This window comes from Streptomyces fulvorobeus (assembly GCF_013167895.1).
Taxonomy (GTDB): Bacteria; Actinomycetota; Actinomycetes; order Streptomycetales; family Streptomycetaceae; genus Streptomyces; species Streptomyces fulvorobeus.
In genome coordinates, this window is record NZ_BLWC01000001.1 from 6,023,296 (window position 1) to 6,038,371 (window position 15,076).

A 15,076-nucleotide genomic window follows, 5' to 3' on the forward strand; every position below is an offset into this window, starting at 1 on the left:
ACCTCCCCGGGAGCCATCCCGGCTCCATGGGGGGCTCTGCGGCACCTTCGAGAAGCTAAAACACCAACTGAACTTAACCGGTTCGGTTGTACGTGTTGTGTAGGCCGGAGCGAGCCCATAGCCTCTCTCTCGGTCGCCGATCCGGTGGTTCAACTTCCGTTTGCCTGGGCTTGGTTGCGGGCGAACGGGTGTCGCTGTCGGTGAGGCGGGCGTTCCTTCCGCTGTCCGGCCCGAGCCGCGTTCCACGGGCCGGACAGCGGGCATCACCCCGGCTCGGCCACGCTCGGCAAGCGCACCCCCCACCGGCCGCCGGGGAGCACGGCACCCTCCACAGAGGCAACCCCGCGCACCCGCGACCTCAGGTCCGGCTGTGCGCGCACCGAGTTGGGAGCAAAGGATGAGAACGAAACTGGCCACCGCGGCGGGAGCGCTGCTGGCCGTCGCCGCCTCCATGTTCGCCGCTCCACCCGCCGCCCAGGCCGCTGAGGCGGCGACCGGGTTCCATGTCAGTGCCGGCCGCCTGCTGGACGCGAACGGCAACGACTTCGTCCTGAGGGGCGTCAACCACGCCCACACCTGGTACCCCGGGCGGACGGCGCAGGCGTTGGCCGACGTCAAGGCGCTGGGCGCCAACTCCGTCCGGGTCGTGCTCAGTACGGGCGACAGATGGACGAAGAACGGCACGGACGACGTCAAGGCCGTGGTCGCCCAGTGCAAGGCCAACCGGCTGATCTGTGTCCTCGAACCCCACGACACCACGGGCTACGGGGAGCAGGCCGGAGCGGTCTCCCTGGACCGCGCCGTCGACTACTGGACGGAGGTCCAGGACGCGGTGAAGGGGCAGGAGAAGTACGTCATCCTCAACCTCGGGAACGAGCCGCACGGGAACTCGGGATACGCCGCCTGGACCGCTGACACCTCGAAGGCGATCGGACGCATGCGTACCGCGGGCTTCGACCACACGCTCATGGCGGACGCGCCCAACTGGGGCCAGGACTGGTCGTTCACCATGCGCGACAACGCGCCGGGCGTCTTCGCCGCGGACCCCATGCGCAACACCGTCTTCTCGATCCACATGTACGGCGTCTTCGACACCGCGCCCGAAGTCAGCGACTACCTCAACCGGTTCGTCTCCCGCGGGCTTCCTGTTGTCGTCGGTGAGTTCGGCGACGCCCACTCGGACGGCAACCCGGACGAGGACGCCATCCTGGCCACCGCCGAACGGCTCGGTCTCGGCTACCTCGGCTGGTCCTGGAGCGGCAACGGCGGCGGCGTCGAGTACCTCGACATGGCCACCGGCTTCGACGCGAGCCGGCTCAGCCCGTGGGGGCAGCGCATCTTCAACGGCCCCAACGGCATCAAGCAGACCGCCGAAGAGGCCAGCGTGTTCGGGACCTCCACAGGCGACACCCAGGCGCCCACCGGGCCCGGCTCCCCGTCCGCGTCGGAGGTGACCTCCAGCAGCCTCCGCCTCAACTGGGCGCCGGCCACGGACAACACGGCGGTCACCGCCTACGACGTCGTGCGTGTCGACGGCACCCAGGAGACCCGCGTCGCGACGACGACCACCCCCGGTGCCGCACTCACCGGCCTGACCCCGTCCACCCGTTACACCTTCGCGGTGTACGCGCGTGACGCGGCCGGCAACCGCTCCCCGCGCTCCGCGACGCTGAGCGTCACGACTCCGGCAGGACCCGTCGCCGGGAGCTGCGCGGTCACCTACCGTCTCAGTGACTGGGGTCACGGGTTCAACGCCGACGTCACCATCCGCAACACCGGAACCCAGGCGGTCAAGGGCTGGCGGCTCGACTTCGCCTTCCCGGGAAGCCAGACGCTCACGTCCTCCTGGAACGCGAAGGTCGTCCAGGACGGCAAGCGGCTGCGCGCGACGAACGAGCCCTGGAACGAGACCATCCCGGCCGGTGGAACGGTGAGCTTCGGGATGAGCGGCACTTCCACCGGAGCGAACGGCATACCCGCCGAGTTCCTCCTCAACAGCTCTCTCTGCCAGCGGAGTTGATGACCGCGGGCCGCTCGGGGCCGTGCCTCGTCCAACGAGACACGGCCCCTGGCCCGCGCGGCTCAGGAGCCGTCACCCGCGCGGCGGACCCGTGGAGCCGCGAGGCGTGAGGGAAGGCGTGGGCGCCTGGAGCGAGCCGCTGTGGGAGCCGCCGATCACGCCGAAGAGCGTGCGTGCGACCTCCGCGCCGAAGTGGTGCACGTCGTGGCTCATCGCCGACAGCGTGGGATGTGTCAGCCTGCACAGCTGCGAGTCGTCCCAGGCCAGGAGCGAGAGGTCGTCGGGCACGACGAGCCCCATCTCGGCCGCCACCCCCGCACCCGCGACGGCCATGATGTCGTTGTCGTACAGAACCGCGGTCGGCCGGTCCGGTGACAGCAGCAGGCCACGGGTCGCCCGGGCACCCTCCTCACCGGCGAAACCCGTCGCCACCTGGCGATGCTGCTCCAGGCCGAGGTCACGTGCCGTCGACTCGAAGGCCGCCGCCCGGATGACACTGTGGCCGAGTCCCACGGGACCGCCGACCCGGGCGATCCGGCGGTGACCGAGCGCGGCCAGATATCGGACGGCCTCGGCCACCGCCGTCGCGTCGTCCGTCCAGACCGAGGGGAACGAGCCCGTCAGCGAGGGGTGCCCCACCGCGACCGCGGGCAGTCCGATGGCCTGGAGCGCCGGAACACGCGGATCGTTCCTGTGGAAGTCCACGAGAATGGCCCCGCCGATCGTCTTGCTGCGCCACCACTTCTCGTACAGGGCGATCTCCTCGTCCAGGTCACGCACGAGACGCAGGAGGAGCGAGCAGGACCGGTCGGCGAGGACGCTCTCGATGCCGGAGATGAACTCCATGTAGAAGGGTTCGAGACCCAGCAGGCGGGCAGGGCGGCAGATCGCCAGCCCGACGATGTCGATGCGCTGGTTGGAGAGACTGCGAGCCGTCTGGTGGGGCGCCCAGCCCAGCTCGCGCGCGGCCTCGAAGATGCGCTCCCTGGTGGGCTGCGAGACCCCCGGCCTGTTGTTGAATGCCATCGAGACGGCGCCCTTGGACACTCCCGCCCGCGAGGCCACGTCGTTGATCGTGACGCGTCCGGAAGGGGGCTTCACGCCGCATCCGCACTGAACAGCGCGGCCCGTACCGCGTCGGCGTCCACCGGCCCGTGGCCGGTGACCGCGATACGGGTCTCCTCGCCGGGCAGCAGCGTCCGCAGCCCGCAGTCCGCGACCGCTTCCGGGCCGAGGCGGTCGGCCTGGAGAAGGAGGTCTCTCACCAGGGTGTGGGCGGTCACCACGACGTCGACCCTGTCGTCTCGGCCCGCCACCGGTTCGAGCCGCACGTCGAACCGCGCACGCGGATAGGCGAACTCCTTGTCCGGCACCGCGAAGTGGACGGCCCGGAGCCCGTCGGCGTCGGCGACCAGGAACTCCTTGGCGGACCGCTCGGCCGGCAGGAGATCCGCCGGGACCGGCAGGCGCGTCACCGAACGGGGCTCGGCCAGGATGTCGATGACGGACTCGCGTACCACGGCGCCGTCCGCCTCGTACCGCCGGAGGGTGACGGCCGTCCGCCAGGGGGTGGCGGACTGGTTGACGACGGCGAGGACGAGCCCACCCGCCTCGGGCCCTCCGTCCGCCTGCGGCTGCAGGGTCAGCAACCGGTCCGCGTACACCCGGCGCAGCTCGTGGTAGAGGGGCTTCAGCCGCCCGTCACCGTCGATCGCGGCCCACGAACTGACCGGCCAGCAGTCGTTGAGCTGCCAGACCACCGTGCCTGCGCAGACCGGCCACTGCGCCCGCCAGTGCTCGATGCCCGCCGCGACCGCCCGTGCCTGCACCACCTGCGTCAGGTAGTGCCACCGGTCGAAGTCACCCTCGGGCAGCGCGAAATGGCGCGCGACACCCCGGTTGAGCTTTCCGTTGCCGTCCTCGGCCTTCTGGTGGTGCAGCATGCCGGGGAGTCGGGAGCGAGGTCCTCGCCAGGCAGCGCCCTGCGCAGGGTCGCCATGGCGGGCGGGGCCTGCCAGCCGAACTCGGCGACGAACCTGGGCACGCTCGCCCGGTACTCGGCGTAGTCCTGCCGGTTCCACACCTCCCAGGAGTGGTGCGTGCCGTGGCGCGGGTCGTTGGGGTGGTGGTCCCACGAACCGGACCACGGGCTCCCCGCCGTGTAGGGGCGGGTGGGGTCGAGTTCGGCGACGATACGCGGCAGGAGCCCGAGGTAGTACCCCTCGCCCCACGAGTCACCGGCGAGGGACGGCTCCCACTCCCAGTCCCGGAAGCCCCACAGGTTCTCGTTGTTGCCGTTCCACAGCACGAGGCTGGCATGCGGCATCAGCCGGACGACGTTGTCCCGGGCCTCCGCCTCGACCTCGCCGCGCAACGGCTGCTCCTCGGGGTAGGCGGCGCAGGCGAAGAGGAAGTCCTGCCAGACCATCAGGCCGAGCTCGTCGCACACGTCGTAGAAGGCGTCGTCCTCGTAGATCCCGCCGCCCCAGATCCTGACGAGGTCGACGTTGGCCTCGGCCGCCAGGGTCAGGCGGGCGCGGTACCGCTCGGGGGTGACCCGGCTGGGCAGGACGTCGTCCGGAATCCAGTTGACCCCGCGGGTGAAGATCCGTACGCCGTTCACGACGAAGGTGCAGCCGGTGCCATGCTCGTCGGCGGAGCGGTCCAGTTCCACCGTGCGGAACCCGATGCGCCGGTGCCAGGTGTCGAGGTCGCCTGCCGTCTCGTCCAGCAGGGTGAGGTCGAGGGTGTAGAGGGGTTGCTCGCCGTATCCGCGGGGCCACCACAGCCGCGCGTCGGGCACCTCCAGACGGAGCACCGCCTCCTCGCCGTCGAGCACGGCCTCACTCACCGCACCGGCCACGCGGGCGCGTGCGACGAGCCGGGCTCCGCCGCCGCGCTCCGTGCGCTCGATCCGCAGGCGCACTTCCACGTGGCCCGTACCGTCCTGCGCGACGGTGACCAGGGGGCGTACCTGCGCGATCCTCGCGGTGGACCAGTGCTCCAGCCGTACGGGGCGCCAGATGCCCGCGGTCACCACGGTGGGTCCCCAGTCCCAGCCGAAGTTGGCCGCCATCTTGCGGATGTACTGAAAGGGCTCGGGGTAGACGTTGGGCCGCTCACCGGTCAGCTCCCGGACCCGCGCGGCCTCTTCGTACGCGGAGGTGAAGTCGACCTCCAGCGTTCCCGTGCGCCCGGTGACGTCGAAGCGGTAGCCGCGGTGCATGTTGCGGGTCGTGCCGAGGACCTCGCCGTCCAGGGTGATCTCCGCGGCGGTGTCCAGACCCTCGAAGACCAGGTCGCTGCGCTCGTGGGCGCTGGTGTGGGTGAGGTGTGTGACGTAGGACCAGGACCGCGCGCCGACCCAGGCGACCTCCGTCTCGTTGCGTCCCACGAGCGGGTCGGGGATGAGCCGGGCCGCCATGAGGTCGGTGTGCACGCAGCCGGGGACCTGCGCGGGAAGCAGCGCCCCCTCGTGGCGCAGGTTCCAGTCCTCGGTCAGCGGGGTGACGTCCTTCATGGTGCGGCTCCAATCGCCTGACTCCGGCCAGATGCATGTACGACGCCGCACAACCTAGCCCGGCGCCAACTCGCTGTCCATAAACCGGTAAAGCTGAGTTCCGGAGCCGAATAGTCACCCAACGTGCGGATAGGACAGCCTCAGAGAGCCGAATCAGCGATATCTGTAATGATCAGGCATCATCCTGGAGACGGGAACTTTACCGGTTCACTCAAGGCTGACAGGGTGCGATGCCCCGCTCTCCGCTCCCTGCTCAGGCGTTCGGCGCGCGCGGCTTTTGGAAGTCCCATAAGGGGATACCCGGCAGGAGGGGGAGGCGGCGGCAGGACGTCGTCGCCGGTCGGCACGAGGAAAGGCGAGGGAACGCGATGAGCGATGAGCAGATGGCTGACGACGTCTACCAGCCCACCGGCACCAACGAGGAGCAGGAGGACGCGGCGCCTCTGGACCTTCAGGACGCGTTGGGCGAGCGCACCTATGACGACATGCTCGACGAGGGCTACTCCCCGCCGGAGAAGCCTCTCGGCGTCACGAAGCACGGCACGACGGCAGCCGAGCAGCGCGACGGGGAGACCTTGGACGAGCGGATTGCCCAGGAGGTCCCTGACGTGACGCCTCCCATCGGTGACGGCATCGGCGATCTGGCCGGAGGGGAGGGTGAGCCGAGGGACGCCGAAGTGGGCGCGGGGCGCGCCGGCCGGCTGACGGCTCCGGACGAGGGGGCCCGCTCCGCCACCACCCGGGAACTGGTGGCGGAGGACCACGGCATCGACGCGGGTGCCGCCGGCGCGGAGGAAGCGGCGGTCCACGTGGTGCACGACGACGTCCTGCGGGACGAGGGTGAGGAGCCCGCGGTCTGAGACCGCGGCTGAGTTCTCCGGCGCCCATCGGCAGGACGGGCTCTGCCATGGCGTCGGATGCGTCGATGAGCTCCCGCACCGTGACGCCCACGCCGTCCGACGTCAGGCGCCATCGTCATCTCGGTCGCCCGTCCAGGGTCCGGGCTCTGCGGGGGCCCGCTCCTCCGCTGTGACCGGGGCGGTGGCCGTCCGCGGGTGCGTTCCCGCTCCGTTCGTGGAGCGGGAACGCGCCCGTGCGGTGCATGGTTCCGGGCGTGGTGAGGATGGAGCCGCCGCCGGGGGCGGACCTGGATCGTGCTCGCCGAGGTGGGCGTCGGCGATGCCGGATCGGGCACCCCCATGGACTCCCTTGGCCGGAACTGACCCACGTCTCCTCCCGGCGCCTCCTTCCGCCGGGAAGAGGCGGTTGACGGGCGAGGCTGATGAGTGGTTGACTACTCACATGCCGAGCGCGGGGGATAGCTCGCCGATACTCATCCACTACGGCGACCTACGGACACCGCGACTCCCTAATTGAGTGACTAACCACTCTGTGAATGCGTGTCCCGGCGTCACTCCCTCACCTCCGGAGGTGACACCATGCTTGCCATCGCCACCACGCTTCTCGCCGCGCTGCCTCTGGCCCCTGGGGCGGAGGGCCCGTGCCGGTGGGGATCGACGAGAAGGCCCCGGTGATCACCCGGGACGACATCGTCATCGACGCGCCGCTGGAGCGGGTGTGGCGTATCCAGACCGACGTGGAGAACTGGCCCGCCTGGCAGCCGGACGTCAGCTCCTCGGTCAAGCGGACTCCGGGGGCGCTGCGCCCGGGCTCCTCGTGGGTGTGGTCCGTCGCGGGCCTGGAGAACATCACCTCGACGGCCGAGCAGGTCGAGCCCAGGCGGCGCATCGTCTGGGGCGGCCCGGCCCAGGGCATCACCGCCGTCCACGTGTGGATCTTCACCCAGACCGAGGACGGCGTCCACGTGCACACCGAGGAGTCCTGGGCAGGCGACCCCGTCACCGCCGAGACCGCCTATTTCCAGCAGGCCCTCGACACCTCGCTGGACCACTGGCTGCACAACCTCAAACAGCAGGCCGAGAAGAAGCGCTCCTGAGGAGCGGCCCGGCAACGGTGTGAGCAGTTCTGAGCAGCAACGGGCACCCGGTGACCTGTTCTTTGAGCGCCGCCCGGCCCGAGTATCGGTCGGGCAGGCAAACCGGCCCGCGACCACGGGCCCTCGTGACCGCCCCTGCCCCGCCTCCGTGACCGGCAGTCCTCCCCGCCGTCCTGTCACGGCTCCTGCGGGGAGGGGCCCCGCCCGCACCACCAGCCGATCAGCAGCCCGAAAGGCACCATGTCGCTCCCGCCGCCCGCACCCCGCCCCTACCGCTCCGGGCCCGTCCTCTCCCTGCTGGCCGGTGCGCAGTTCCTCGTCGTACTCAACACCTCCATCGTCAACGTCGCGCTGCCCGCCATCGGGCAGGACCTGCACCTCACTCCCACGGGCCTGGCCTGGATCGTCAACGCCTACCTCATCGCCTTCGGGGCCTTGCTGCCCGTCGGCGGCCGCCTCGCCGACCTCCTCGGACACCGCGCCGCCTTCCTGACCGGCCTCCTCGTCTTCGCCGCAGGCTCCCTCGCCGCGAGCATCCCTTCCGGCTCCGGACCGCTCATCGCGGCCCGCGCGGTCCAGGGAATCGGCGCGGCCCTGCTCTCACCGGCCGGTCTGGCGATCCTGCTGGCCCACTGGGCCCCGGGCGCCGCCCGCGGCAGGGCCCTGGGCATCTGGGGAGCGGCCTCCGCGGCGGGCGGAGCCGCCGGAGTCCTGCTCGGGGAGTGCTCACCAGCGCCCTGGGCTGGTGGGCCATCTTCGCCATCAGCGCGATCGCCGCCCTCCCCGCCCTCGCGGCCACGCTCCTGCTGCTGACTCGGGGCGAACGCAAGCACACCGCACGCCTCGACGTGCCAGGAGCGCTCACCGTCACCGCCGGCCTCACCCTCCTCGTCTACGGGCTGGGCGCCAGGGGCACCACCCCACTGCCGGACTTCGCAGTCCCGGCCGCCGGACTACTGCTGCTGCTGGTCCTGATGCCGATCGAGCGACGCGCGAATGACCCCCTGCTGCCCCCGGTGCTGCTCCGCAACCGCGCAGCCGTGACGGGCAATCTCCTGATGCTGCTGCTCGGAGCGGTGTGCGTCGCCACGTTCTTCTTCCTCCCGCTCTACCAGCAGAAGGTCCTGGGCTACTCGCCCCTCGGAGCCGCTCTCACCCAACTCCCGCTCGCCGCAGCCCTCATGGCCGCCTCCTGGGGTGCGGGCCGGCTGCGGGGCACGCTGCTGCCGGGCCTGCTCGTACTCGCCGCCGGTCTGTTCTGGCTCGCCCGCCTGCCGGTCGACGGAGCCTTCCTCACCGACCTGCTCGGCCCGTCCCTGCTGATCGGCGCCGGCCTCGGCCTCGCCTTCGTCCCCCTGACCGCGCTGGGCGTCGGCGGGGTGGAGCCCCGGCACGCGGGCATCGCGGGGGGACTGATCAACACCTCCCGGCAGATCGGCGGCGCCATCGGCCTCGCGATCCTCACCACCCTCGCAGCCCCCGCCGCCGGCCGGGCGGTCCCCGGACCCGCCGACCTGGCGTACGGCTACCGGCGCGCCCTCGTCGCGGCGGCCCTCATCGCGCTCCTCGCCGCGGCAGGAACCGGCGTCCACCTGCTGCACCACCGCAGCCGGGCGGCTGCGGCGGAACGAGCCCACCCCGCCGCCACGCCCGCCCCAGAGACCACCCCATGCGCCCTCCCGCTCCAGGGAGAGCCGGCACCGGGCCCACCGACACACCAACCGAACCATCCAGGAACTTTCCATGAAGCCCTACCTCACCGGCCACTACACCCCGCACGCCGACGAGATCACCGCCCATGACCTCACGGTCGAGGGCCACCTGCCCCTTGAACTGTCCGGACGGCTGCTGCGCAACGGCCACAACCCCAAGCCCGGGGTCGGCCGCACCTTCGGCCACGGCCGCGTCGACCTGACCGCCGGTCACCTTCCCGTCCGGTGGTTTCGCCGCGGGGCCGGGGCCCAGAACATGGGGGTCACTTCCCCATGCGGCGAAGGCCACCTCCGTACCAGGATCGGCCCAGGCGCCGAGGGTTCGGCCGGTTGCGAGGAGGGGTGATGGCGGCGGAGACGGGATGGGACGGGGCCGGTGCCTCACTGCCGGCGGTCGGACGGTGGTGGGAGGCCGGGCTGGTCCGCGGGGACGGGGACGCGGAGCGGCCGGACTGGGCCGCGTTGGCCGAAGAGGTGTCGGCCGTCGCGCCCGAGGAGACCCCGGCGCCCGAGGGGGAGTAGCCGGGACTGAGCGGATTCGAGTGGGTGCTGCGGCCCTTCACCCTCCTCGCGGGGGAACGGCTGGAGCGGGGCGTTTCCGGGCGGGCGCGAGATCGCCCTGGTACGCGGACCGGTCACCGCTACAGCGCGACGACCGCGCGGATCGTCTTGCCGCCCGGGTGGACCGAGACGGCCACCTCGCGGCACAGCCGCAGCACGATGCCCCAGCCGAAGCCTCCGATGGTCAGCTCCTTGCGGCACCGGTACGACGGCACATCGCTGCTGGCATCGGTGACGGAGACCGTCGCGCTGCCGCGATCGACGTCCAGGCTGAAGTCGGTGATACCGCCCGCGTGCCGCTGGGCATTGGTCGCCAGCTCCGAGACGACGAGCAGCAGGTCGTTGATCCGTGACTCCTCCACCCCTCGTGCGCCGGCGAGCATGCGCCTGACGCATTCGCGGGCCTGGGTGCACGTGCGTACCGTGCGGCCGTTCTCCGCACAACGGCCGGAGAAACGGCGGTGTGTCGACGTACGGGCTTGTGCCTCGCTCTGGGGCTGCATCGTGGTTCCCCTCCTCCCGATGTTCGAGTGTTCGTTCCCTCCCTTCTTACCGCTGACGCCCCCATGACACCCGTATGCGACGACAGGTCCCGCTGCCCGCGATCACCCAGGTGTACAGCCGGCTGTGCCGGGGCGCCGAGGGTCGGGCGTGCGGGGCACCCGGCGACTGGCCGGTCGTTCGTTCCGGTGCGCGGCCGCGGGTTCCATGGCCCGCCGCCGTGCACCGGTAGCCGGTCAGGCCGTGTGGAGGGTCAGGCCGTACCTGCCGAGGATCTCGTTGACGGGTTGGAACCACGTCTCGCCGCCGGAGGAGCAGTTGCCCCAGCCGCCCGAGGTGACGCCCTGGGCCTGGTCGCCGTTGATGAACGCGCCGCCGGAGTCGCCGCCCTCTGCGCAGACGCTGGTCTTCGTCATCTGGTGGACGGCGCCCTGGCTGTAGTTGACGGTCTCGTTCTTGGCCAGGACGGTGCCGCAGTGCCAACGCGTCGTGGAGCCCGAGCGGCAGATCGAGGCACCGATGGGGGCCTCGGCGGAGCCGCGTACCAGCCGGTCAGGGGTGACCCCCCAGCCGAGGACGACCGGTACGGTCCACCATCCGCTGTGGATGCTCACGTACGCGTGGTCGTCGCCGGGGAACGAGGATCCCTGGAATGTGCCCATGGCCGACCCGTCCCAGCCCCGCACCGCCGCCCCGGCCCTGCCGCAGTGGCCGGCTGTCACGAACCCGCCGTGCACGGAGAAGCCGATCGAGCAGCGGACGTTGCCGGTGTAGTAGGGGTCGCCGCCGACCGTGCCCGCCGCGTACGTACGGGGCGCCGCGGCCGTCTCGACGACGGTGAGAGGACCGTTCCCGCGGGCCTTCTCGATGAAGGCGCGGACGGCGGGCGTCTTCCGCTCGGCGCGCACGACCGTGACGACGACGCTGTTGGCCTCGGGGTCGACGTGCCAGCCGGCCACGCCTGCGGGCGCGGAGAGCGAGTCCAGCCGGGACTTGGTACGGTCCAGTGCGGTGGCGCTGTGGCGGACGATCCGGGTGTCGGCGCCCAGGGCGCGTACATCCGCCTCCTCGGCGCGGTCGGTGAGGGCGACGACGAGCCGTCCCGTGGCCGGTTCGAACCACGATCCGCCGTACGCGCCGCCCGCGGTCTGCCGGGCCGCCCGCTCGACAGCCGAGGCCGCCTTCTCGGCGCGGAGCCGCTCCTGCGCCTGCTGCGGGGTCAGCCCGAGGTCCCGGTCCATGGCTTCGAGCAGCCCGGCGGAGGCCGTGGGTTTGGCGGGGGTGGCGTGGGCGGCTCCGACGTGGGCACCGCCGAGTCCGACGGTCAGTAACAGGGCCGCAGCGGCGGCGCGCAAGGGGTTGGTGTGCTTCACGGGACCTCCAGAGGTGGGGGATCGAACGCTCTGAGAGCGCTCTCACCGAGGCGTCGGAAGTCACGCTAGCGGCGATGTAATGTCAGGTCCATACCAAGAATCGGACGTCGGTCTGGTCATGCTGCGCGGGCCGCGGGCTCGCCCAGCCGCAGCGCGGCGGTACGCCAGGCCGCGGTGACGGCACGGTGGGCGAGCACGCTCGCCGCGTCGATCTCGGTGGGCAGGATCAGCGGAGCACCGATGTGGACGTGCAGACGAGGGCGCCGGATGGGCGCCGTGAGCAGCCCTGCGAGCTGCTTGGTGCCACTGCCCGAGACGATCCGGCGTGCACCGGCCTGACCGATCGGAATGAGGGGGGCGCCGGACGCGGCGGCGAGACGGGCGGGCCCGCTGCGGAAGGGTCCGGGGGCTGCTTCGCCCGCGTCCCTGCGCTCCGGCAGGCCGCCCTCGCCGTAGATGAGGACATGGCGGCCCGCCCGAAGCGCAGCCGCCGCCAGCACCAGGGCATCGGCGGCGCGGGCTGTGCGGCGGTGGACCGGAACATGCCCGTCACGGTCGAGCAGGTTACGCAGGACGGGGACGCGCCACAGACCGGCGGTGGCAAGGACGGCAGGCTCGATGCCGAGGCGGCGGAGCGCCGCCAGCACCACACCGGGGTCGGCCGGAGAGGTGTGGTTGGCGACGAGGATTCCGGGAGTCTCGAAGGAGGAGAGTTCGGCCGAGGTCGTCATCCGGCCGAGGGAGGGGACGAGGATGGCAGCGATACGGCTGAGCACGGAACTCCTTGAGGCTCGGGCGGCGGGTCCCGTTCATCCTCGCTCCGCACTCCTGCGGGTGCCTGAGCTCTCGTACTCATCCCTGTGAGGGCTCCTGCTCCGTCGCTCACCTGCTCACGACGGTGCCCGTACCGGGTTCGGCGCCACGAACAGCGTGGAGACCCTGACACTCGGCCGGGCACCACACCCACCCACGATCCGGCCGGCACCCGCCCCCTGCCGGATTCGAGGGCTCGCGCGGGGTTACCGGCCGCGAGTCACCCTGTCGACTCGTCCGGGGTGGGGTCCTCCGGGTGGACGCTCGCGTTGCGGGCGTCGTCGCGGCCCGAGCCTGCCTCGTCGGGGTCGGGCTTGTCGGCGTCGGACTCGGCGTCCGGTCGCGCTTCATCGGGTTCGGCACCCGGGGGGAGGATCACGTCGAGGGCGTCCTCGCCCTCCTGGACCTGCTGGTCGGGCATGTCGGCGGGCACGGGCGGCGGGCTGCCCTCCGCCCCGGTGTAGGCAATTCCCGAGGGCCTGCGGTCGGTCATGTCGTTGCTCCCGTCGGTGTCCTGTACGGCGTTCGGTGTCGCACCTCGCGTACCCGATGCGCCACGGCTCACGCAGGTCCCTCCTGCGGGCCGGTCCGCAGGCGACACGGTACGCGGGGTGGGCGGCCCCTGCCCGGGTTCGATCAACGGCACGCTGTGGACGGACGTGCTCACCCTCTTTCGCCACCCCGAGGACGCCGACCACCGATGCGCGTCGTCGATGACGCGCTGCACAGAGTAGTTACAGCCAATGTTTCATGATTCGGTGTAATTCAAGGCATTTGATCATGCGTCAGAACACGCGGTGAGTCCTGCTTCCCTACGTTGAGAGCTGTCAGGCGGAGAATCTCTCCGCCTGCACAAACCGAAGGAAGTACCTCATGCGCTTCATGCGCACCACGGCCCCTGCCCGGATCTTCCTGGTCTCCGCGATTGCCGTCGCCGGCCTCACCGTCACTCCCGCCCTCGCCTCCGCCCAGCCCGGTACGGGCAGCGCCGGGGCTCTCACCGCTGCCGGGGCTCCCGGCACCAACGGCGCGAACGGCGTCGGCATCCTCGGTGGTATCGGCGGACTCGGTGGTACCGGAGGCGCCGCGGGTGCCGACGGCAACGGAGGCAACGGAGGCGTCGGCGGAGACGCCGTCGGCATGGCGAGCGTCGGTGGGGCCGGGGGCACGGGCGGCGCCGGGGGCGCCAACGGCAACGGCGGCAGGGGTGGCTTCGGCGGTGACGCCGCGCTCGGCGGAAAGGGCGGCAAGGGCGGGGTAGGCGGCGCAGGCAACGCCGGTACCGGTATCGCCGGTGGCAAGGGGGGCAACGGCGGCGCCTCGCAAGCTGGGGGCGGCCACACGGGCGGCACGGGTGGCGCCGGTGGCGCGGCCAGCCCGGTGTGCCCGGGCAAGCCCGGCGGACACGGCACCGCCGCCACCCTGTTCGCGGACGGGAAAACGGGGTCCACCGGCGCCGCGGGCAAGACCACGCTCCCCTGTTGACCGCCTCTGTGCACGGGAAGGCGTAACGGTCGCGGGACGGGGGGCTGGGCCGCGCCTGGGCTGATCGGGGGCAGGCGGTCCCGCCGCCCGGGCGTCACCCGTCGACCAGGCATGGGTGTGCCGGCAGTCTGCCGGACACCGTTGTCGTATGCGTGCCGTACCCGGGGTGAGGTGCCCGGCAGTGGGCGAGCGAGGGGGAGGGACGGTGGAAACAGCCATGAGGCGCCGCAGCCGCGGGTGCAGTGGGCGCGGTGACAGGCCGAGCCGAGGTGTGTCACGGCCGTCAGGGCCGTCAAGCCGGTCAGGAGCACCCCGACGACCCGGTGGGCGAGCTCGCTCCGGGCCTTGCGGACGGAGCATCCTCAGCTCTCGCCTCGATGGCGCACTCGGTGGCGCGCCCAGCCGTTCCGGGGGGCGCTGAGCGCCGACTCGGGGGCGGCGAGCAGGAGAGCGCTGATTCGGTACGGGTCGGCGGGACTGGTCCCGGCGACCTGACGTCGGTGCACTCCCGGGCCTCGACAACCCGCGCGTGCCCGCCGATCGTCCTCGCACCCTGCACGCGGCGGCCGCTGTGCGCAATGGTGGGAACACGGCCAACCGTGCGGGGTGGGGCCGCGCCGGCCGTCCGGAGCTGCCGAACGGTCCCAAGAACCGGGGCGAAGTCGCAGCCGGGGGTGAAGCCGGGCTCAGCTCACCTCGCTCGTCCGGCGGCGCGTCCTGCGCTTGAGAGCGCGCCGTTCGTCCTCGTTGAGGCCACCCCATACTCCCGTCACCTGGTGGGAGTCGTCCATGGCCCAGCGGAGGCACGCCTCGCGTACGGGGCAGCGCGAGCAGACCTCCTTCGCCTCCTCGGCCTGGATGAGCGCGGGGGCGCCGGTTCCCACCGGGAAGAAGAGGTCGGGGTCGGCGTTCCGACAGGCTGCGGATGCACGCCAGTTGTCCATGAATCCTCCTGTGGTGGTATGAACGTAGAACTCGTACCTACGCGCCTCACCGGTCGTCGGCAGTTGAAACGTCGCCTCCTCCACGGAAATGCCGACCTGCTTCCATGCGGTTCCCGGGCCATCGCCGAAAACGAGTCCCTCGGGCCCGGCCTCCGCATGGCCGGAACTGACTATGGTGACCAGGAGGAGG

The 15,076-nt window shown here is 71.6% G+C and carries 12 protein-coding genes and 2 pseudogenes; 7 read left to right on the forward strand and 7 right to left on the reverse strand.

From position 1 onward, the window contains the following. Positions 1 to 397 precede the first annotated feature (397 nt). Complete coding sequence (locus tag Sfulv_RS27310; RefSeq protein WP_173317109.1) at positions 398 to 2,020, forward strand: cellulase family glycosylhydrolase; 1,623 nt, start codon at positions 398 to 400, stop codon at positions 2,018 to 2,020. Positions 2,021 to 2,092: 72 nt separating this feature from the next. Here the strand turns inward: Sfulv_RS27310 and Sfulv_RS27315 are convergent, their stop codons facing one another. Both Sfulv_RS27315 and Sfulv_RS27320 read right to left on the reverse strand, forming a co-directional pair. Next, positions 2,093 to 3,121, reverse strand: coding sequence for a LacI family DNA-binding transcriptional regulator (locus Sfulv_RS27315; protein WP_173317110.1), 1,029 nt, complete (start codon positions 3,119 to 3,121; stop codon positions 2,093 to 2,095). Then, positions 3,118 to 5,540: pseudogene (locus tag Sfulv_RS27320) on the reverse strand (glycoside hydrolase family 2 protein). The gene Sfulv_RS27315 and the pseudogene Sfulv_RS27320 overlap by 4 nt, the downstream one beginning before the upstream one ends. Positions 5,541 to 5,908: 368 nt before the next feature. On the opposite strand from Sfulv_RS27320, the gene Sfulv_RS27325 reads away from it, so the two are divergent. From Sfulv_RS27325 to Sfulv_RS27350, 5 genes and pseudogenes are all read left to right on the forward strand, one after another. Then, a complete protein-coding gene (locus tag Sfulv_RS27325) occupies positions 5,909 to 6,400 on the forward strand; it encodes a DUF5709 domain-containing protein (RefSeq protein ID WP_173317111.1) in 492 nt (163 codons plus the stop codon). A 641-nt stretch (positions 6,401 to 7,041) separates the two neighbouring features. Beyond that, positions 7,042 to 7,497 (forward strand): SRPBCC family protein, encoded by a 456-nt coding sequence (locus Sfulv_RS27330; protein WP_256669153.1) that lies wholly within the window; start codon positions 7,042 to 7,044, stop codon positions 7,495 to 7,497. Between the two features lie 240 nt (positions 7,498 to 7,737). Then, positions 7,738 to 9,299, forward strand: a pseudogene (locus Sfulv_RS27340) (MFS transporter). Continuing rightward, entirely contained in the window at positions 9,241 to 9,555 is a 315-nt protein-coding gene (locus Sfulv_RS30815; protein WP_246353251.1) for a carotenoid oxygenase family protein, read from the forward strand. The pseudogene Sfulv_RS27340 and the gene Sfulv_RS30815 overlap by 59 nt, the downstream one beginning before the upstream one ends. Beyond that, positions 9,555 to 9,731: a hypothetical protein gene (locus tag Sfulv_RS27350; RefSeq protein WP_173317114.1), complete on the forward strand. Its 177-nt coding sequence runs from the start codon at positions 9,555 to 9,557 to the stop codon at positions 9,729 to 9,731. Before Sfulv_RS30815 ends, Sfulv_RS27350 begins: the two co-directional genes overlap by 1 nt. 119 nt (positions 9,732 to 9,850) lie before the next feature. Here the strand turns inward: Sfulv_RS27350 and Sfulv_RS27355 are convergent, their stop codons facing one another. From Sfulv_RS27355 to Sfulv_RS27370, 4 genes are all read right to left on the reverse strand, one after another. Beyond that, positions 9,851 to 10,273, reverse strand: a complete 423-nt coding sequence (locus Sfulv_RS27355; protein ID WP_173317115.1) for an ATP-binding protein — start codon at positions 10,271 to 10,273, stop codon at positions 9,851 to 9,853. Positions 10,274 to 10,507: 234 nt separating this feature from the next. Continuing rightward, positions 10,508 to 11,644, reverse strand: coding sequence for a S1 family peptidase (locus Sfulv_RS27360; RefSeq protein ID WP_173317116.1), 1,137 nt, complete (start codon positions 11,642 to 11,644; stop codon positions 10,508 to 10,510). Between the two features lie 116 nt (positions 11,645 to 11,760). Continuing rightward, positions 11,761 to 12,420, reverse strand: coding sequence for a lysophospholipid acyltransferase family protein (locus Sfulv_RS27365; RefSeq protein WP_173317117.1), 660 nt, complete (start codon positions 12,418 to 12,420; stop codon positions 11,761 to 11,763). A 257-nt stretch (positions 12,421 to 12,677) separates the two neighbouring features. After that, positions 12,678 to 12,950: a hypothetical protein gene (locus Sfulv_RS27370; protein ID WP_173318262.1), complete on the reverse strand. Its 273-nt coding sequence runs from the start codon at positions 12,948 to 12,950 to the stop codon at positions 12,678 to 12,680. Between the two features lie 380 nt (positions 12,951 to 13,330). On the opposite strand from Sfulv_RS27370, the gene Sfulv_RS27375 reads away from it, so the two are divergent. Beyond that, complete coding sequence (locus Sfulv_RS27375) at positions 13,331 to 13,942, forward strand: hypothetical protein (protein WP_173317118.1); 612 nt, start codon at positions 13,331 to 13,333, stop codon at positions 13,940 to 13,942. A 686-nt stretch (positions 13,943 to 14,628) separates the two neighbouring features. On the opposite strand, the gene Sfulv_RS27380 is transcribed toward Sfulv_RS27375, so the two are convergent. Continuing rightward, positions 14,629 to 14,886 (reverse strand): WhiB family transcriptional regulator, encoded by a 258-nt coding sequence (locus Sfulv_RS27380; protein WP_173317119.1) that lies wholly within the window; start codon positions 14,884 to 14,886, stop codon positions 14,629 to 14,631. Between the last annotated feature and the right edge of the window lie 190 nt (positions 14,887 to 15,076).